Here is an 18,754-nt window from a genome sequence, read left to right as displayed (position 1 = left end):
GACCAACGCGACGGTATGTCGCTGGGGGACCACGCCGGGCCGGTCCGCAGGGGAAGGCCGGCCCGGCGTGGCCGTGCGGGGGCGTCAGCCGCCGAGGGCGGAGGCCGCGTTCTCGTCGAAGGACTTGGTCACTGCGGCCAGGTCCGCGTCGCCGAACTTCTCCAGCTGGCTGTTGAGGTCGGCGACGACCTCCGTCAGGCCGGGAACGTTGATCGGGCCGTGGCCGTACTCGCCACCGGCGACGAAGGCGGCGTCATCCGGGTACTTCGCCTTGTACTCCTCGGCTGCGTCGGTGCGCGACGGCATGACACCGAAGGCGTCGGCGAAGGCCATCTGCTGCTGGGACGTCGTCAGGAACTTGATGAGGTCCTTAGCCGCGTCCTTGTTCTTGCTGTCGGCGGCCAAGCCCCAGCACTGCGTGAACATCAGCGTGCCCTTGCCGGCCGGGCCCGCGGGGAGCTCGACGGACTTGTACTTCACGTTGGGGGCGTCGTTCTTGAGCGCGCCCTTGATCCAGTTGCCCTCGATGACCATGGCGGCCTTCTCCTTGGTGAAGGCCTCACCGCCCCAGCCGACGCCGAGGTCGTTGGACATCTTGAAGTTGCCGGCCTTGACGTTGTCCTGGACATACTTCAGGCCGTCGACGACCTTCGCGTCGCCCGCGGTCGCGGTCTTGCCGTCCTCGGACAGCCACCAGCCGCCGTTCTCGACGACGAACGCGCCGAGACGGTCGATACCGACACCGATGCCGAGGCCCGCGACGTCCTTGGTCGTGAGCTTCTTGGAGACCTCGGTGAGCTGGTCCCAGGTGGTCGGGATGTCAGCGTCGGTCAAGCCGGCCTTGGACCACATGTCGGTGTTGATCTGCAGGGCGAGGGCCGAGAAGTCCTTGGGCACGCAGTACTGCTTGCCGTCCCAGGTGAAGGTCTTGCGCAGGGACTCGAAGAACTTGTCGTTGTCGGGGAAGCCGTCGCCGTAGGCCTCGAGCGAGCCCTGCTGCGCGAAGGTCGCGAACTTGCCGGCATCCATGTACATGACGTCGGCAGGGTCGCCACCGGCGAAGCCCTGCGCGAGCTCCTGGTCCATGTTGGAGGCCGCAGTGACCTCGACGGTGTTGCCGGTGGACTTGCCCCAGGCGTCCGTCGCTGCCTTGACCGCAGCGGTTTCGGCGTCGCCGGAGGAGGCGATGAGCATGCGCAGCGCGACGCCGCTGGGCACCGCTGCGGAGGTCTCGCTGGACGAGCCCGTGGCGCTGGAGCTCGCCCCGGCGGAGGTCGTGGAGGACAACGAGCTGTCGAAGCCGCCCCCGCCGCACGCGGCCAGGGTGAGGCTGCCGGCCGTCGCAAAGATGAGTGCGGCGAAGCGGCGGTGGTTGCGCATCATGTGGTGTTTCCCATTCAGGGCGGTGCGTTGCGGCATCGAGGACCCGATGCCGCGGGTGGTGGTGGGGAGAAGGTCGCTCAGGTGTTGGGATCGGACGAAGCCCGCGTCACCAGCGCCGGCCGGAACAGCGCCCCGGACTCCGGCGGCGGGCCGCCTTCGAGCCGTTTGTGAACCAGGCCGAGCAGGTAGTCCGCGATCGTGGTCACCGGCTGCGACACGCTGGTGAGCTTGAGCATGCCGGCGTAGCTCGAGTCGTCGATTCCGGTCATTCCGACATCGCGACCGGGCACCCAGCCCCGCCGTCGCGCGGCGCGCTCCACACCCATGGCGAGCAGATCCGAGGCGCAGGCGATCGCGCCACCCCGGCCCACCTGCTCGATCAAGTCGTATGCCGCGTCCGTCGCCGCGTCGAGGTCCTGCTCTGCCTGCGCCTCAGGACCGAGGGATCGGCCCGACGCGGTCGTCGCCTCGATCCAGCCGCGCCGGCGTTCGTCGCCGATCGAGGAGCCGAACGGCCAGCCGAGGTAGCCGCCCTGGGCGTATCCCACCGCGAAGAGATGGTTGGTCGCGTCGCGGAGGCCGGCCGCGCCGTCCACGTCTGCCCACGACGTGATGTCGGGGCGACCCCAGACCCGGCCGAACGCGGCATACGGCACTCCCGCCTTGTCGAGCCAAGCCGGGCGCGGGTCGCCCTTGTGCGTGTCGGCGATGATGAAGGCGTCGACCACTTGGGCGCGAATCATGTCCTCGTAGCCCTCGGTGGGGCTCTGCGCACCCGCCGCGCTGAAGGTGACAACGTGGCAGTTGTGGCCGATGGCCATCTCGGACAAGGCGACTGTGAACGGGTAGATGATCTCGTTGCGATTGGCCGAGCCGATCGCGAGCAATTCGAAGCCGACGGCTCCGGTGCGCTGAGAACGCAGTGACTGCGCCGCGCTGGAGGGGCGGTAGCCGAGTTCCGCGATGACGCTTTGGACCTTCTCCAAGGTCGGGGCCTTGAGCCGCTCCGGGTGGACCAGGGCATTGGAGACCGTCTGCCGTGACACTCCAGCAGCCTCGGCCACGTGGCGAATAGTCACCCGGCTAACGGTCACCCGTGCTCCCTCTTCATTGACGGATCGCAGGCTATGGTCCAAATTTGGCTCTGACTCTGAGGCGTTCAAACACTTTTCCGCGGTATTTGAACGATCAGATTTGCTCACTTTGGACCGTCCGTGCCCGTCTGTCAAGCCCCCTTGCGAGAAGAGTTCCCGTGTCTGCATCGGCCCGCCAACCTGGCTGCACGCCCTCGAGATCGCCGTCGACGGCCCGGCCACAATGCTGTCGGCACGCACCGGCAGCTTGCGGCAACCGGGTTGCGGGCTGATGGTCGACGACCGACGGGTTCTCAGCCTCGACGAACTCCACCTGGACGAGGAGGCGCCGGTCGCTATCCAGGCGGCCTCCATGGGCAACCGCACCCGCATCTGGAGCTGCGCGCGTAATGTCGGCGCCGAGAGGCCAGATCCGAGCGTCGAGGTCCATGTCGACCGGGGGCTGGCCTGGCCGGTGTTGACCGAGACCATCACGCTGATCTCCCGCGCCGCCGACCTGGTGAGCACCACACTACGTCTGGAACTGGGCGGCGACGGGGCGGAGCTGTCCCGGATCAAGGGCGGCTACCTGCGAGGCGAGCTGTTACCGGCGACTCTGGTCACGCAAGGGGACGGGTTTGCGTTGACGTGGGCGGACGCGCGGCATACGACCACCGTTGCCGTCGATCCGGTCCCCGCCAGCCACGCACTCGGCACCGCCGACGCTCCGTCGGTAGTGGAGATTCCGCTGCAGCTCACTCTCGGAACTCCAGTCACCGTCACCGTGACGGTGACTGCCGAACGACGCTCCGGCTCGCACTTCGACGCCGATGCGGGCTCAAGTGAAGTCGACTGGTCCCAGGTTGCCGTGGATTCGGATGACCGGCGACTGACGCAACTCTTCGCGACCAGCCTCACCGACCTGCGCCACTTGCTTCTGACCGACCCCGAGGCACCGGACGAGGTCTTCGCGGCAGCCGGAACCCCTTGGTATCTCACGCTTTTCGGCCGCGACTCCATCTGGGCCGCGCGCTTTCTGCTGCCTTTCGACACCACCCTCGCGAGAGGGACCCTGCGCACCCTCGCGCGCCGGCAGGGCACGGTCGTCGACTCGAATGCCGCGGAGGAGCCGGGCAAGATCCTGCACGAAATCCGGCGGGGACAGTTCGTCGACCACGGCGGCGGCCTCGACCTCACGCCGACCTACTACGGCACCGTGGACGCAACCCCCTTGTGGCTGATCCTCCTGCACGACGCCTGGCGCTGGGGCTTGGCCGACGACGACGTCCGGGCGCTGCTGCCGAACCTGCATGCCGCCATGGAGTGGATCATCGGTGCCGCGGACAACGACCTCGGTCTGCTGCGCTACGTCGACACCACCGGTCACGGCTTGAGCAACCAAGGGTGGAAGGACTCCGGCGACTCGATGCGCTTCCATGACGGCCGGATCGCGTCCGCGCCGATCGCGCTTCTTGAGGCGCAGACGTATGCCGTGGAGGCCGCCCGCGGGGCCGCTGCCCTCGTCGAGGCGATGGGGGAGGGCGACGCGAGCGCGTGGCGCGCGTGGGCGGACGCGCTCGCGCAGCGGATTCGGGAGAACTATTGGGTCGACCGCGACGGGCAGCGCTTCCTGGCGATGGCGTTGGATGGCGATGGGCGGGCCATCGACGGACTCGGCAGCAATATGGGGCACGCTCTCGGCAGCGGCGCGCTGACTCCGGCCGAGGCGAGCTCCGTCGTGGAGATGTTGTCGGCGCCGAATCTGTTGGGAGAGTTCGGGATCAGCACCTTGTCGCGGGACAACGCGGCATACAACCCGATCGGTTATCACACGGGTTCGGTGTGGACGCACGACACGGCAATCGCGCTGTTGGGGATGGTCAAGGAGGGGCTGTCGACGCAGGCCGCGCCGATCGCCCTCGGGCTGGTTGCCTCCGCCGTTCCGCTCGACTACCGGGCGCCGGAGTTGTTTGCCGGAGACGCCATCGGTCACAAGCCCGCGCCCTATCCGGCGTCCTGCCGGCCGCAGGCCTGGGCCGCCGCCTCGGCCGCCACAATCGTCACCGCGGTGCTCGGCATTTCGGCCGACGTCCCCTCCGGTCGATTGCGACTGCGCCCGATGCGGCCGAGCCCGTTTGGGACGCTCCGGGTCGACGGGCTGAGGTGGGGGGCGACCCCCTTCAGCGTCGAACTGGATCGGCATGGGGTGCCGACCGTGACCGGGTTGCCGGACGAGGTCAACGTCGACATCGCCTGATCGTTGCCAGACTGTCAGCGGCGCGCGGTAATATCGATGTTGTGTTCGACAGTCGACCGCAGGCGGGACCCCCGGGGTGGCCCGGCGCCGTGCCCCCACCGCAGGTCGAGGGGTGGGAGGTCCCGGCGGTCTCCTGGCTGCTCGATCACTGTCCCGCCGACTACCGGGCGTATGCCGGGTGGCGCCGCTACCCGGTGGCCCTTGCCTGGTTGACGGGTCGGCATATCGATGCCCAACTCGTCGCGATGCGGCAGGCCTACCGCGAGGCCCGCGTGGAGATGGCCGATTTCGTGCCACCTGAAGGAGTTGCGGCGTTGATGAACGGACTGGAGCACGAGGGCGTGCGCCTGCTCGCGGCTGCTCGTGGTGCTCGGCTGATCCACGAGGCCTTGCAGGGCAAGAGCTTTGTGCCGAAGTTGTGAGGAGCGTGGGCGAACTCCGTGCCGATTGCGCGGCTTGGGGCGCGGTCGCCATCGGGTGACGACCGGGTGAACCTAGACTGAACTGGTGAGTTTGTTGGAGCAGATCGGCGGCCCGGCCGACCTCAAGGCCGTGCCCGCCGACCAGATCGGTGACCTGGCCCAAGAAATCCGAGACTTCTTGGTCAACGCGGTCTCGCGCACGGGTGGCCACCTCGGGCCCAACCTCGGCGTCGTCGAGTTGACCATCGCGCTGCACCGGGTCTTCGACTCCCCGCGCGATGCCATCATCTTCGACACCGGCCATCAGTCCTATGTTCACAAGATCCTCACCGGACGGCAGGACTTCTCCGCACTGCGCAGCCGAGGCGGCCTCTCGGGCTACCCGAGCCGTGCCGAGTCCCCGCACGACGTCGTCGAGAACTCCCACGCGAGCACCTCGCTCTCCTGGGCCCACGGCATCGCCAAGGGGCGCGCCATCGCCGGGCACCGGCGGCATACGGTTGCCGTGATCGGAGACGGCGCCCTCACCGGGGGGATGGCCTGGGAAGCCCTCAACAACATCGCCGCCGACAAGTCCCTGCCGCTCGTGCTGGTGGTCAACGACAACGAGCGCTCGTATGCCCCGACGATCGGCGGACTCGCCGAGCACTTGTCGACGCTGCGCACGACCCAGGGCTACGAGCAGTTCCTCGACTGGGGCAAGCACACCCTTCGGCGGGCGCCGGTGGTCGGCGGCGCCATGGAGCGAGCTCTCCATGGGGTCAAGAAGGGCATCAAGGATGTCGTTGCGCCGCAAGGACTTTTCGAGGATCTGGGGCTGAAATACATCGGCCCGATCGACGGGCACGACAGTGCGGCGCTCGAGGCGGCGTTGCGCCGGGCCAAGGCCTTCGGCGGCCCGGTGCTGGTGCACGTCCTGACCCAGAAGGGCCGCGGCTACGAGCCGGCCCGCCAGGATGAGGCCGATCAGTTCCACGCGGTCGGGGTCATCAACCCCGAGACCGGCCTGCCCTTCGAGATCGCCGGGCGCAGTTGGACCGACGAGTTCAGTGACGCGATGGTCGAGATCGGCGCCGAGCGACGAGATGTGGTCGGCGTGACCGCCGCGATGCTCATCCCGGTCGGGCTCGGTGCCTTCGCCAAGGCCTACCCGGATCGCATCATCGACGTCGGCATCGCCGAGCAGCATGCGGTGACGATGGCCAGCGGTATGGCGTTTGCCGGGCTCCACCCGGTCGTCGCGGTCTATGCGACCTTCCTCAATCGCGCCTTCGATCAACTCCTGATGGACGCCGCCCTCCATCAAGCGGGAGTGACGATCGTCCTCGACCGAGCCGGGATCACCGGCCCCGACGGCGCCTCGCATCACGGCATGTGGGATATGTCGATTTGCGGGGTCATCCCGGGGCTGCGGCTGAACGCTCCCCGCGACGGACAGTCGGTGGCCCGGGCCCTGCGCGAGGCCGTCGATGTCGCCGACGGGCCGACGGTCATCCGCTTCCCCAAGGGAAGTGTGGCTGCGCCGATCGAGGCGGTGCGCTCGATCGGGCCGTTGGATGTGGTCGCGGATCACACCGATGGCGCCGAGGCGGACATGCTGATCGTGGCGGTTGGGTCGATGGTGGCGACCGCGATCACCGTGGCCGGCAAGCTCGCGGCCGAGGGCCAGAAGGTCATGGTGGTCGATCCCCGGTGGGTCGTCCCGGTGGCCCCGGAACTTGTTGACCTGGCGCGGGGCGTCGGTCGCATCGCGGTCATCGAGGACAACGTCGCGGTCGGCGGCGTGGGGGAGCAGGTCGTCGCCGCGCTGCGCGCCGACGGCAACCCCGCGACCACGTCCGTCTTTGCGATCCCGCGCGAGTTCCTGCACCACGCCACCCGTGGTCAGGTGCTCGACCAGATCGGGCTGACCCCCGACGCGATCGCCGCCGCGCTGGCCCGCTGACCGATGTGGTACTGGTTCTTCAAGTTCGTCGGTCTCGGTCCGCTCGCCTGGTGGTTCCTGGGACTTCGCTGGCGGGGGCGGGAGAACCTGCCGAAAAGCGGGCCCTTCATCCTGGCGTCCAACCACATCGCCTTCATCGATCCGGTCGGGATCAGTATGGGCGTGCCGCGCAAGGTCATCTTCGTTGCCAAGTCGAAGTACTACTCCGGCAAGGGAATTGGCGGTCGATTGCTGGGCTGGTTCCTCTCGGCGATCGGTCAGGTGCCGATCGACCCGCAGAGCGCCAGCGCCGCCAATCCGGCCCTGGAGACCTCACGACGACTGCTGGCCGAAGGCGGTGTCGTCGCGATCTTTCCCGAAGGAACCCGCTCACCTGACGGCCGGCTCTATCGGGGTCGAACCGGGGTCGCCCGTCTCGCGCTGCCAACGGGCGTGCCCATCGTTCCCGTCGGGGTCACCGGCACCCGGGACGTCCGGCTCCCGGGCAGCAAGGGCGGCATCCGACGCGGTCCGGTCACCATCGACTACGGCACGCCGCTGGACCTGTCGGCGTGGGCGGGCCGCGAGGAGGACCCGGCGGCCTGGCGCGAGGTAACCGATCTGCTGATGAGCCGGATCGCCGGCCTCACCGGTCAGGCGCAGGTCGATCGCTATCCGAGCGACGAGGAGACCCGGGCGCGCGACGCTGCCTAGGGAGTGCGCACCTCGATAGCCTGCGCCCATGACGGATTCGGCCCTCCCTGACGGAGTAGCACTCGACGAGAGCGGGGGCAGCGCCCGACTGCGCATCGCCACTCCCGCTGTCGCCGGAGAGATCAGCCTCAACGGTGCCACCGTCACCTCGTGGCGACCGACCGGCCAGTCCGCGGACGTGCTCTTTGTCTCGCCGCACACGAGCTTCTCACCAGGGAAAGCCATCCGCGGCGGCATTCCGCTCTGCGGGCCGTGGTTCGGCCCGGGCCGCAATGGCGACCGGACCCCGGCCCACGGGTTCCTGCGCACCTCGGCGTGGCGCGTCGCCGACGTCACCCGGGACGAGGACGACGTGCGCGTCATCCTGCGCCTCACCAGCGGTGAGTATGCCGCGGCGCCGGGCGGCGCGGCATACGACCAGGACGCGGTGTTCACTCTCTCGGTGACGATGGGGAGCACGCTCACTGTGGTGCTCGCCGTGCAGGCGGGGGAGCGGGCCCTCGACGTCGAGTGGGCGCTTCACACGTACCTACGCGTGGGTGATGTGCGCGACGTCCGTCTGGACGGTCTCGATGGTGCCGGCTACGTGGACAAGGTGGCCGGGGGAGTCCGGAAGCGGCAGGAGGGCCCCGTCGTGCTCGTGGGCGAGACCGATCGGGTGTATGCCCGGGCGACCCCGGTGAGCGTGCACGACCCCGGACTGAGTCGGACTGTGCTGGCGACGGGGGTCGGCAATGCCCAGACGGTGGTGTGGAATCCGTTCGGGGACAAGGCAGCCGGGATGGCCGATCTCGGCGACGCGTGGCCGCACTTCGTGTGCGTCGAGTCCGCCCGCGTCCTCGACGACCACCTCACGGTGGCGCCGGGGACGCGCGCCGAGATCGGCCAGCGACTCAGCGCCGAGTGACCTGGACGATGCTCGGTCGGGGGCCGGCGAACTTCCCGGCCCCCGGGGGGGGTCGAGCCCGGGGTGACGAAGTCGGGGAAGAGCGACTGTGGTGCCTCCCACGAGCCGTCCTCACCGGGGTGCTGCACCGCCACGAAGACAGACCCATCCTTGTCGTGGATCACCGGACCACATGTCTCGGCGCCAGCGGGGACCGCCAAGAACTGACGGACGCGGCCGCGTTCCGGTCCCGCGAGTGCGACGTGGTGGAGGGCGTCGGCGAGGCCGATCGACCCCGGCTGACCGTCGGTGCTGATCCACAGGTGACCAGTGGAGTCGAAGGCCAGATTGTCGGGGCAGGAGATCGGCGACACCGGCCCGGTGTAGCCACCGAAGTAAGTGCCCGCCGACAAGGCGTCACCACAGATGAGCAGCAGGTTCCACCGGAAGGTCGAGGCGGTGTTGGAGTTGTTGGTCTCGATGATCTCGACGATGTGCCCGTCCTTGTTAGCCGGCCGCGGGTTCGCCTCATCGATATCGGTGGCGGTGCGCTTGCTGTTGTTGGTGCAGGCGACATAGATGCGCCGGGACTTCAGGCTCGGCTGCACGTCCTCCGGGCGGTCCATCTTGGTCGGCATGACCGTGTCGGCCGCCAGGCGGGTGTAGACGAGGACCTCCTCAATCGACATACCCGGCACGACGGACGCGCCGGCCTTCGTGAGCGGCAACCACACGCCGGTGCCGTCGCTGATGCCGTCCTCGAGGCCATCACCGGTGAAGCGCGCGACGAACAAATCGCCATTGCTCAGCAGGCGCTTGTTCTTGGCGCGCGCCGCGGCCGTGCCGGAGCCGTCGTAGCGGTCGCGCGAGACGAACTTGTAGACGTATTCGAAGCGCTCGTCATCACCCATGTAGGCCACGACCTTGCCATTCGCGGCGATGATGACATTGGCGCCCTCGTGCTTGAGTCGGCCCATCGCCGTGTGCTTGACCGGGGTCGACGTCGGATTCTGCGGGTCGACCTCGACGATCCAACCGAAGCGGTTGGGCTCATTGGCACCGGCGGCGGATGTGGCGTCCCAGCGATGGTCGAAGTCGCGCCACCGGCGACTGTCACCGGAGGTGCCGAGGCCATAGCGGGCTTCTTGGGGCGTGGTGCCGGCCGCGTAGAAGTACTGGTGGAAATTCTCTTCGCCCGAGAGCACCGTTCCCCAGGGAGTCGTGCCGCCGGAGCAGTTGTTCATCGTGCCGATGACGGCCTTGCCGGTCGGGTCTGCCGGAGTCTGCAGCAGGGTCGACCCGGCCGCCGGACCGTCGACGGCAAAGGTGGTGCTGTCCAGGGTGATCCGGCGGTTGCGGCGACCGCCCACGACATAACGCCACGGCTTGCCTGCAGCGGCGCGACGCAGTTCCACGACGGACAGGCCATGGGCTGCCCAGGCCGTGCGCGCGATCGTCTCGGCGTCAGTGTCGGGCGCGAACATGATGTTCTCGTTGGTGTATTCGTGATTCGCCACGAGCACGGCCTTGGTCGTGCTGCCCTTGTCGACGATGATGTCGAGGTAGTCGCAGTTATAGCCGAACTGCTTGGCTTGATCGGCCGCGGTGGTGCCGGTGGCCGTGAGATTTGGGACGCCCGGGAACAACGGGTCGCCCCAGCGCAGGATCGCGTCCCAGCGATAGCCACGCGGGACCGTGACGTCGTCAACGTCGGCGGCCACCGGAGCGATGGTCGCGAAGGCAAGCGGTGCGGCTGTGCGCTGATCCTCGCTGGCCATGGCCGGGGCGGCGAGCAACGACAGGCTCAGGCCGCCCGCTCCGGTCAGCGCCGCTCGGCGGCTGAGGGCGGATGCCGCGATGTCGCGGAAGGTTGGGTTGCTCGTCGGGTTGGGCGCCGCGTGGGCGCACTGGTTGCCGCACCGCAGGGCACAGGTCAGCGGGCTGCGCTTGCCGTGGGTCAGACCGGCCATGGGCAGGTCGCGGCGAAGGGGAATCGTCATGGGATGCCTCCGAAGGGGGACGGACGGGGCCGAAGTGGCCCGGTCAGCGTGTCAAGAAGGCGGGGTCGAGGTGGGGAACGGAAAATGACACGCGGGCGGCAACCGGTTGACGTTTTCTGTCAAACTCGGCCACCGCCCGCGTTGGGCGGAGCAGGCGATCAGATGTCGCGGAAGGTCTCGATCGTCGCGCCGAGGGCGTTGAGACGCTGGGCCAGATCCTCATACCCACGGTTGATGACGTAGACATTGCGCAGCACCGACGTACCGGGCGCGGCCAACATCGCCAGCAGGACGACCACGCCGGGACGCAGGGCCGGCGGGCAGACGACCTCGGCGGCACGGAACTTCGGCGTGGGGCCCGAGATCATGACGCGGTGGGGGTCGAGCAACTGCACCCGCACGCCGATTTTGGTGAGCTCGGTGAGATAGATGGCGCGGTTCTCATAGACCCAGTCGTGGATCATCGTCGTGCCATCGGCCTTGGCGGCTATGAGGGCAAAGAACGGCAGATTGTCGATATTGAGACCCGGGAAGGGCATGGGGTGGATCTTGTCGGCTGGCGCCTTCAGCGGCCCCGGCACGGTGGTGAGATCCACCAGGCGCGTATGGCCGTTCGCCGAGGTGTATTCGGGAGTCACCTCGTATTGCATCCCCATCGTCTCCAAGGTCGCCATCTCGATCTCAAGGAACTCGATGGGGACGCGCTTGATGGTGATGGCGGAATCGGTGACGACCGCGGCGGCTAGGAGGCTCATCGCCTCGATGGGGTCCTCGCTGGGCTGGTATTCGACGTCGACGTCGATCTCACGCTTGCCGTGCACGGTCAGCGTCGTCGTGCCGATCCCGTCGATCTGCACCCCGAGCTTCTGCAGGAAGAAGCAAAGGTCTTGGACCATGTAGTTGGAGGAGGCGTTGCGCAAGACGGTGACACCGTCATGGCGCGCCGCCGCCATCAGGACGTTCTCGGTGACCGTGTCGCCGCGCTCGGTGAGGACGATCGGCTTCGCCGGACCGGCGCCGATATCGGCACTGCAGTCATAAAAACCGTGTGTCGCAACGACATTGAGTCCGAAGTGACGCAGTGCGATGAGGTGCGGCTCGATGGTGCGGGTGCCGAGGTCGCAGCCACCGGCATACGGCAGGCGGAAAGAGTCGAACTCGTGCAGCAGCGGCCCGAGGAACATGATGACCGTGCGGGTGCGACGAGCCGCGTCGACGTCGATCGCGTCGAGGTCCACGCGCGCCGGCGGGATGATCTCCAGGTCGCTGGAGCCCGGGAGCCACCGCGTCTTGACTCCGATCGAGCCCAGCACCTCGATGATCCGGTTGACCTCCTCGATGCGGGCGAGGCTGCGCAGGGTCGTGCGGCCCTTGTTGAGCAGCGCGGCGCAGAGCAGGGCGACCGCGGCGTTCTTGGAGGTCTTGACCTCGATCGAGCCGGACAGCTGTGCCCCGCCGACAACGCGAAGGTGCTGCGGCTGCGAATGCCCGAGCGAGACGAACTCGCTGTCGAGCGCCTCGCCGATGCGCGCGAGCATCTCCAGGCTGAGGTTCTGGCCACCCTGCTCGATGCGCGCAACGGCGCTCTGGCTGGTGCCGAGTGAGGTGGCGAGGTCGGTCTGGGTCATTCCCTTATGACGCCGCGCATCCCGGATGAGGTTGCCGATGCGGTTCAAGTAATCGTCGGACACAGTCACCAAGCATACCTCACATATGAGATTGGCGCCGTGACCTCGCCTATCGTGGCGTCGCGCCCCCGCCCCCGCACGCTCGCCCCTCCCATCGAACTTGAGCACGCCTTACGAACTTGAGCACGTCTTCCAAGACGTGCTCAAGTTCGTAAGGCGTGCTCAAGTTCGGGTCCGGGGGGGCGAGCGACCTAGCCGGCGGGGACGCTGGCCACTCCGGCGGGGAGGAGGCGACGGCCGAGTACCTTTTCGGAGACGCCCTCCCGGTCCAGGAGCGGGCAGATGCCGCCATTCCAGAACTGGAATCCGGCGCCCGTGATCATCGCCAGGTCGATGTCCATCGGCGCCTGCGCGACGCCATCGGCCAGCATGATGCCGATCTCGTCCGCAATCGCCGACAGGATCCGCTCGCGAGCTTCCGGCGAGCTCAACTCGACGGGCGACTCCGCCGGCACCTGCATCGACACATCGAAGGTCGGCTTCTTGGCCGCCACCAGGGCCTCGATGGTTGGCGAGATATAGAAGCGGTCACCGAACGCCCTGACCAGCGTCTGTGCGTTGTGCAGCGCGATCGCGGGTCCCACCAGGCCAAGCAGCACGTATGGCGGCATGGGTGCGATCCCCGCGACCGCGCGGTCGGCGGTGGCCACCGGGGTGCCCTCGTCGACGATGCGGCTGTATTCGCCCATGAATCGCCCGAGCAGGCGGTTGACGATAAAGCTCGCGCTGTCCTTCACGCGGATTGTGGTCTTGCGCAGCGCCTTCCCGACCGCGAACGCCGTGGCCAGGGCGGCATCGTCGGTCTGCTCGCCCGGGATGATCTCCAGCAGCGGCATCACCGCAACGGGGTTGAAGAAGTGGAAGCCGACGACCCGCTCCGGGTGCACCAGGTCCGCGGCCATCTCACTGATCGACAGCGAGGAGGTATTGGACGCCAGCACGCACTCGGCGCTCACGACGGCCTCGACTTCGGCGAAGACCTGCTTCTTGACGCTCATCTCCTCGAACACCGCTTCGATGACGAAGTCGGCGTCCGCGAAGCCCGCCTTGTCGGTGGCGCCCGTGACCAGGGCACCGATCTTGTTGGCGGTGTCCTGACCCATTCGGCCCTTGCCGACCTGATCGCTCAGTTGCGCGGCAACATAGGCCAGGCCCTTGTCGACGCGCTCCTGGTCCAGGTCGGTCATCACGACCGGGACCTCCAGGCTCTTGGCGAACAGCAGGGCCAACTGTGCCGCCATCAACCCGGCGCCCACGATCCCGACCTTCGTCACCGGCCGCGCGAGCGCCTTGTCCGGCGCTCCGGCCGGTCGCTTCGCCCGCTTTTGCACCAGGTCGAAGGAGTAGAGCCCGGCCCGCAGCGGGTCTCCCATGAGGAGGTCGGCCAGCGCCTCGTCCTCGGCTGCAAAGGCGTCGGCGCGCTCGGCCGTGCGCGCCGCGGAGACCAGCTCCAAGGCGCGGTATGGCGCGGGCGAAGTCCCGCCCGTCTTCACATCGACGAGGGCTTTGGCCATCGCGACGGCGGTATTCCAGGTGGTTTCGTCACGATCAACGGGCGCCCGCTCGACGGTCACGGTGCCGGCGAGAACCCCGGCTGCCCAGGCGATCGAGGCCTCGAGGAAGTCGGCCGGCGCGAACATCGTGTCGGCGATCCCAAGCTTGACCGCCTCGGGTCCCTTCATCATCTTGTTGGTGTTCATCGGGTTCTCGATGATCACCTTCAGTGCCTTCTGCGCGCCGATCAGGTTAGGCAAGAGGAAGCACCCACCCCACCCGGGCACGAGTCCGAGGAATGCCTCCGGGAGAGCCAGCGCAGGGACTCCGGCAGAGATCGTCCGGTAGTCGCACGCGAGCGCGATCTCCACGCCGCCGCCCATGGCTGCACCGTTGACGAAGGCGAACGTCGGCACCGGCAGATCCATGATCCGCGCGAACACCGCGTGCCCGGCTTGGGCGATCTCCAGCGCCTGGGCGCGTTGCGTGATGAACGGGACGCCCGTCAGGTCGGCCCCGACAGCGAAGATGAACGGCTTGCCCGTGATCGCAACAGCCGCGATCTCGCCCGCACCGGCCCGCTGTTCCAGGGTGGACACGACCTCGGCGAGCCCGGCCAGCGTCGCCGGCCCAAAGGTGTTGGGCTTGGTGTGATCGAACCCGTTGTCGAGCGTGATCAGGGCGAGCACGCCACCGTCACCCGGCAGTCGGACGTCCTGCACCAGCGCCTTGGTCACCACCTCGCCCGTGAAGTCTGCGGCAGCCTTGTCAGTCGTGGTCTGGCTCATGGCTCAGGCCTCCTTGCCGTAGTCGGGGTGGTTGACGTTCTCCCAGATGACGGCGCCGCCCATCCCGATGCCGATGCACATGGCGGTCATCCCATAGCGCACCTGGGGGTGCTCCTCGAACTGCCGCGCCAGCTGCGTCATCAGCCGCACCCCGGAGGAGGCGAGGGGATGACCGGTGGCGATGGCACCGCCATACGGATTGACGCGAGGATCGTCGTCGGCGATGCCGAAGTGGTCGAGGAAGGCGAGCACCTGGACGGCGAACGCCTCGTTGAGCTCGAACAGGCCGATGTCGTCGATGGTGAGGCCTGCCTTGGCCAGCGCCTTCTCGGCCGCGGGGACCGGACCGATGCCCATGACCTCCGGTTCAACGCCGACGAAAGCGAACTCCACCAGCCGCATCCGTACCGGGAGGCCGAGTTCCTTCGCGGTCTCTTCCTCGGCCAGTAGGCAGGCGGTGGCACCGTCATTGAGGCCGGCGGCATTGCCTGCGGTGACCCGACCGTGGGCCCGGAAGGGAGTCTTCAGCGCGGCCAGATCCGCCATCGTCGTGCCGGGGCGGGGTGGCTCGTCGGCGGTCGCGAGGCCGTAGCCCTTGGTGGCGCTTCGGGTGGCCATCGTCACCAAGTCGGGCTGGATCTTGCCCTCGGCGTATGCCGCGGCGAGCTTGTCCTGCGACGCCACGGCGTACGCATCGCAACGCTCCTTGGTCAGCTGCGGGAAGCGATCGTGGAGGTTCTCGGCGGTCTTGCCCATGACGAGCGCGGAGGGATCCACGAGCTTCTCGGCGACGATCCGCGGGTTGGGGTCGACGCCCTCACCCATGGGGTGGCGGCCCATGTGCTCGACACCGCCGGCGATCGCAATATCGATGGCGCCGAACGAGATTGCGCCCGCGGTCGTCGTCACCGCCGTCATCGCGCCCGCGCACATCCGGTCGATCGAGTAGCCCGGGGTGGTCTTGGGAAGCCCGGAGAGCAACGCGGCGATGCGTCCCAGCGTCAGGCCCTGGTCGCCGATCTGCGTGGTCGCCGCGACGGCGACCTCCTCGACGCGCTCCGGCGGCAGTTGTGGGTTGCGCGCCAACAGCTCACGAATGCACCGGACAACCAAATCGTCCGCGCGGGTCTCGGCATACATGCCATTGGCGCCGGCCTTGCCGAACGGGGTCCGAACCCCGTCGACGAAGACGACCTCACGACGTTGACGCGCCACAGCGCTCCTCCTCGTTGGGATTGGTCCGGGCGCACAGGGGCGTCCCCGGGTTCATCCCGAGGATACTAAGCGATCGCTTAGTGCGGGCCTGGTGCCACGGTGACGACGCTCACGTCCACGACTGCTGCAAGATCGGTACCACAATCTCTCGCTGCCAGGCACGCACGCCCTGGGCGGCGAGCGCGGCATCGAACGCACCGGCCTCGGGGGCATCGTCCGGGGGTGACCACACGACCCGCCGCAGCGGTTCGGGGGAGCAGACATTCTCGATCGGTATGTCGTGCTCCTCCCCGAACGTTGTCAGCAGCGCCCGGGCTTGGGCGAGCCGGCGGGCCGCGACCGGATTCTTGTCCGCCCACGCGCGCGCGGGCGGGGGCCCGTCGTTGGGCAAGGACGGCGGGGGCAACTCGCTTTCGGGCAGTGCATCGGCGCGGTTCAGGGCGGCCAGCCAATTGTGCCGGGCACGCGCGATCGAGCGCGGCCCGTCGGGAAGGGTGCCGGGGGAGGCGACCGCGTGGTGCGCAATTTCCAGCAGCACCGCGTCGGGGGTCACCCGCCCGGGTGCGGTGTCGCGCTCGGCCGCCATCCGGTCGCGCTCGAACCACAGTTCACGGACGTAGGCCAGCCCGCGGGCGCCGCGGACCTTGTGTAGCCCCGAGGTCCGGCGCCACGGGTCGACCTTGACGGCCGGTGCCCACGTGATCAGCGCGGCGAACTCCTGCCGGGCCCACTCCGCCTTCCCGGATCGAGCGAGGTCGACGCCCATGAGGTTGCGCACTTCCCCGAGGACTTCGACGTCGAGGGCCGCGTACTTCAACCAGTCCGTCGGCAGGGGCCTGGTCGACCAGTCGACGGCCGAGTGCTCCTTGGCGAGGGTCAGCCCGAGATAGTGCTCGACGACGGCGGCGAGGCCGACGCGCGGCATACCGAGAAGTCGGGCAGCCAACTCCGTGTCGAACAGTTGCTTCGGACGCAACCCGACCTCTGCCAGGCAGGCGAGATCCTGGGTGGCCGCGTGGAGGATCCACTCAGCGCCGTTGATGGCGGTGTTGAGCGGAGCCAAGTCGGGGACGGCCATCGGGTCGATCAGCGCCGTGCCCGACCCCTCGCGCCGCACCTGCACGAGATAGGCCCGCTGGCCATAGCGATAGCCGGACGCGCGCTCGGCGTCGATGGCCACCGAGCCCGATCCCGCCGCGATCGCGGCAGCCGTCTCATCGAGAGCCCGTTCGGAGGCCACGATCGCGGGCACACCGTCCGCGGGCTCGGCCAGCGGCCGCACGGAGTCCGCGGGCGGGAGCGTCGCCGAAATCGGAGGTTGGGTCATCTGGTCACCGGCGCCTTCCCGGAAGGGCGACGACTCCCTCCGGCAGCGGCGGGAGTCCCGCGATGGTGCACAACAAGTCACTCCAGGCCTCAAGGTGGGCGGCCGGGTCATCGTCCGTCGGCGTCCAGGATGCCCGGACCTCTAACTCCACCACCCGGGCGCGCTCGCGCAGGCCGCCGAAGCTCTCCGAGACCACGGTCGTGACGGTGCCGGCCTCCGCCGTGAACTCCACGGCATACGACTCCAACGACTCGACCAGCCACGACCAACCGACCTCGCTGAGGAACGGATCGATGCCCATCTCGGGCTCCAATTCCGCGCGCGCGAAGGTCACGATGCGCCAGGGCCCGCCCCACGGCTCCGGGCACGCAGGGTCGTGAAGCAGCACGAACCGGCCAGACGCCAGGTCATCGTCGTCGTCAGAGCCACCGATCACCTCGGCCGTGAGGGCCACAGCGTGCGGGGCGATCCGGGCCGGGGGTGGCACCTCGGTCAACCGCAACTCGGGACGAATCCGGGCGGCACGCAAGGACGCCAGCGCCGCGGCGAAGGCCGCCGGCGCCGCGGAAGGAAGGGAGCGGCTCGCCACATCTTGCAGGTTAGGGCGTGTCTTCGGCCCAGCGCCGGTATTGATGAAACGAGCGGCAGCGTGTCGCCGGCCACCGATAACCTCGCCCGGTGACCGCGTTGCTCGCCCTGTTGTCCTCACTCGTTTGGGGGACATCGGATTTCGCCGCGGGCCTGGTGGCGAAGCGCCGCCCCGCGGCCGCCGTCGTCGGCTGGTCGCAGGCACTGAGCCTGGTGGTGATGACGAGCCTCGTCGTCGCCTCGGGGGAGTTGCCCGACGGATCCTGGCCTGTCTGGGCCCTGCTGTCGGGGTTCAGCGGGGCCTGCGCCCTCGTCTGCTTCTATGCCGCCCTCAGCACCGGCACGATGGGCGTGGTCGCCCCGATCGCCTCCCTCGGCGTCGTCGTCCCCGTCCTCCTCGGGGTCCTCGGCGGTGAAGAACCCTCGGGCGTCACCTGGGGGGGTATGGCGCTCGCCGCCACCGGCGTCCTGCTCGCCTCCGGCCCGGAACTCGATGCGGGCCTCGCGCGTCGCCCCGTCCTCTTGGCCTGCTGCGCCGGTCTCGGTTTCGGGATCACGCTCTACAGCCTCGACCGTGGCGGCCGCTCCTCCATCATGCACACGCTTTGGGGTATGCGGCTCACCTCCGTCCTGCTCTTCGCCATCGTCGCGCTGGTGTTGCGTCGTGCCGGCGGGATGACCCGCCGCGACGTTCCGGCCCTCGCCTTCATCGGCCTGGCCGACCTGACTGCCAACGCACTGTTCGCCTACGCCTCGTCCCATGGCTATGTCAGCGTCGCCGCCGTCCTCGGCTCCCTCTATCCCGTGGTCACAGCGCTGTGGGCGTATGCCGTGCTCCGCGAGCGCCTCCGCCCCATCCAGACCGCGGGGGTCGTCGTGACGATGCTGGGCGTGGTCCTGATCGCCGCGGCTTAGCCGCCCGCCAGCTGCCTCAGTCCCGGCCTTGTGCCACCCCTCCCGGGCGTACGATTCGGGCCGTGACTTCCGGACCCACG

At 68.5% G+C, this 18,754-nt stretch carries 13 protein-coding genes and 1 pseudogene; 6 read left to right on the top strand and 8 right to left on the bottom strand.

What is annotated here, in order from left to right:
* Positions 1–84: 84 nt before the first annotated feature.
* Entirely contained in the window at positions 85–1,419 is a 1,335-nt protein-coding gene (locus BN13_RS03435) for a sugar ABC transporter substrate-binding protein (protein WP_235433921.1), read from the bottom strand.
* Positions 1,420–1,460: 41 nt separating this feature from the next.
* The gene (locus tag BN13_RS19120; RefSeq protein ID WP_162199908.1) at positions 1,461–2,462 is read right to left on the bottom strand and encodes a LacI family DNA-binding transcriptional regulator; all 1,002 of its coding nucleotides are present in this window, start codon (positions 2,460–2,462) and stop codon (positions 1,461–1,463) included.
* On the opposite strand from BN13_RS19120, the gene BN13_RS03425 reads away from it, so the two are divergent.
* The 5 genes from BN13_RS03425 to BN13_RS18520 all read left to right on the top strand — a co-directional run bounded on the left by BN13_RS03425 (position 2,347) and on the right by BN13_RS18520 (position 8,680).
* Positions 2,347–4,713, top strand: a complete 2,367-nt coding sequence (locus BN13_RS03425) for a glycogen debranching N-terminal domain-containing protein (RefSeq protein WP_084733541.1) — start codon at positions 2,347–2,349, stop codon at positions 4,711–4,713. The genes BN13_RS19120 and BN13_RS03425 overlap by 116 nt on opposite strands.
* Positions 4,714–4,754: 41 nt before the next feature.
* On the top strand, positions 4,755–5,135 hold the full coding sequence (locus tag BN13_RS03420; protein ID WP_235433920.1) for a hypothetical protein: 381 nt from the start codon (positions 4,755–4,757) through the stop codon (positions 5,133–5,135).
* An 85-nt stretch (positions 5,136–5,220) separates the two neighbouring features.
* Complete coding sequence (gene dxs / locus BN13_RS03415) at positions 5,221–7,080, top strand: 1-deoxy-D-xylulose-5-phosphate synthase (RefSeq protein ID WP_048544444.1); 1,860 nt, start codon at positions 5,221–5,223, stop codon at positions 7,078–7,080.
* Between the two features lie 3 nt (positions 7,081–7,083).
* On the top strand, positions 7,084–7,773 hold the full coding sequence (locus BN13_RS03410) for a lysophospholipid acyltransferase family protein (RefSeq protein ID WP_048544442.1): 690 nt from the start codon (positions 7,084–7,086) through the stop codon (positions 7,771–7,773).
* Between the two features lie 28 nt (positions 7,774–7,801).
* The gene (locus tag BN13_RS18520; protein ID WP_084733540.1) at positions 7,802–8,680 is read left to right on the top strand and encodes a D-hexose-6-phosphate mutarotase; all 879 of its coding nucleotides are present in this window, start codon (positions 7,802–7,804) and stop codon (positions 8,678–8,680) included.
* Positions 8,681–8,853: 173 nt separating this feature from the next.
* Here the strand turns inward: BN13_RS18520 and BN13_RS03405 are convergent.
* The 6 genes and pseudogenes from BN13_RS03405 to BN13_RS03380 all read right to left on the bottom strand — a co-directional run.
* Positions 8,854–10,437 (bottom strand): annotated as a pseudogene (locus BN13_RS03405) (PhoX family protein); the annotation flags it as partial.
* Between the two features lie 380 nt (positions 10,438–10,817).
* Entirely contained in the window at positions 10,818–12,350 is a 1,533-nt protein-coding gene (locus tag BN13_RS03400) for a helix-turn-helix domain-containing protein (RefSeq protein ID WP_048544440.1), read from the bottom strand.
* Positions 12,351–12,538: 188 nt separating this feature from the next.
* A complete protein-coding gene (locus BN13_RS03395; protein WP_048544439.1) occupies positions 12,539–14,629 on the bottom strand; it encodes a 3-hydroxyacyl-CoA dehydrogenase NAD-binding domain-containing protein in 2,091 nt (696 codons plus the stop codon).
* 3 nt (positions 14,630–14,632) lie between these two features.
* Positions 14,633–15,844 carry a thiolase family protein gene (locus BN13_RS03390; RefSeq protein WP_048544437.1) on the bottom strand — a complete coding sequence of 404 codons (1,212 nt, stop codon included), beginning with the start codon at positions 15,842–15,844 and terminating at the stop codon, positions 14,633–14,635.
* 109 nt (positions 15,845–15,953) lie between these two features.
* The gene (locus BN13_RS03385; protein ID WP_048544435.1) at positions 15,954–17,171 is read right to left on the bottom strand and encodes an HRDC domain-containing protein; all 1,218 of its coding nucleotides are present in this window, start codon (positions 17,169–17,171) and stop codon (positions 15,954–15,956) included.
* A 4-nt stretch (positions 17,172–17,175) separates the two neighbouring features.
* Positions 17,176–17,760 carry a DUF3000 domain-containing protein gene (locus BN13_RS03380; protein WP_048544433.1) on the bottom strand — a complete coding sequence of 195 codons (585 nt, stop codon included), beginning with the start codon at positions 17,758–17,760 and terminating at the stop codon, positions 17,176–17,178.
* An 89-nt stretch (positions 17,761–17,849) separates the two neighbouring features.
* On the opposite strand from BN13_RS03380, the gene BN13_RS03375 reads away from it, so the two are divergent.
* On the top strand, positions 17,850–18,674 hold the full coding sequence (locus BN13_RS03375) for a DMT family transporter (RefSeq protein ID WP_048544431.1): 825 nt from the start codon (positions 17,850–17,852) through the stop codon (positions 18,672–18,674).
* The last annotated feature ends 80 nt before the right edge of the window (positions 18,675–18,754 follow it).

Source organism: Nostocoides jenkinsii Ben 74, assembly GCF_001046875.1.
In the GTDB taxonomy this organism is placed as follows: domain Bacteria; phylum Actinomycetota; class Actinomycetes; order Actinomycetales; family Dermatophilaceae; genus Nostocoides_A; species Nostocoides_A jenkinsii.
The sequence above is the reverse complement of the archived record's forward strand: the minus strand, read 5'-3'. Positions and strand labels throughout refer to the sequence as shown.

What these genes read in the sequence shown, in the direction of transcription:
- BN13_RS03410 (WP_048544442.1), top strand. Translation starts at nt 7,084, where the DNA reads ATGTGGTACTGGTTCTTCAAGTTCGTCGGTCTCGGTCCGCTCGCCTGG.
- BN13_RS03425 (WP_084733541.1), top strand. Translation starts at nt 2,347, where the DNA reads ATGACGCTTTGGACCTTCTCCAAGGTCGGGGCCTTGAGCCGCTCCGGG.
- BN13_RS03395 (WP_048544439.1), bottom strand. Translation starts at nt 14,629, where the DNA reads ATGAGCCAGACCACGACTGACAAGGCTGCCGCAGACTTCACGGGCGAG.
- BN13_RS18520 (WP_084733540.1), top strand. Translation starts at nt 7,802, where the DNA reads ATGACGGATTCGGCCCTCCCTGACGGAGTAGCACTCGACGAGAGCGGG.
- BN13_RS03385 (WP_048544435.1), bottom strand. Translation starts at nt 17,171, where the DNA reads ATGACCCAACCTCCGATTTCGGCGACGCTCCCGCCCGCGGACTCCGTG.
- BN13_RS03435 (WP_235433921.1), bottom strand. Translation starts at nt 1,419, where the DNA reads ATGCCGCAACGCACCGCCCTGAATGGGAAACACCACATGATGCGCAAC.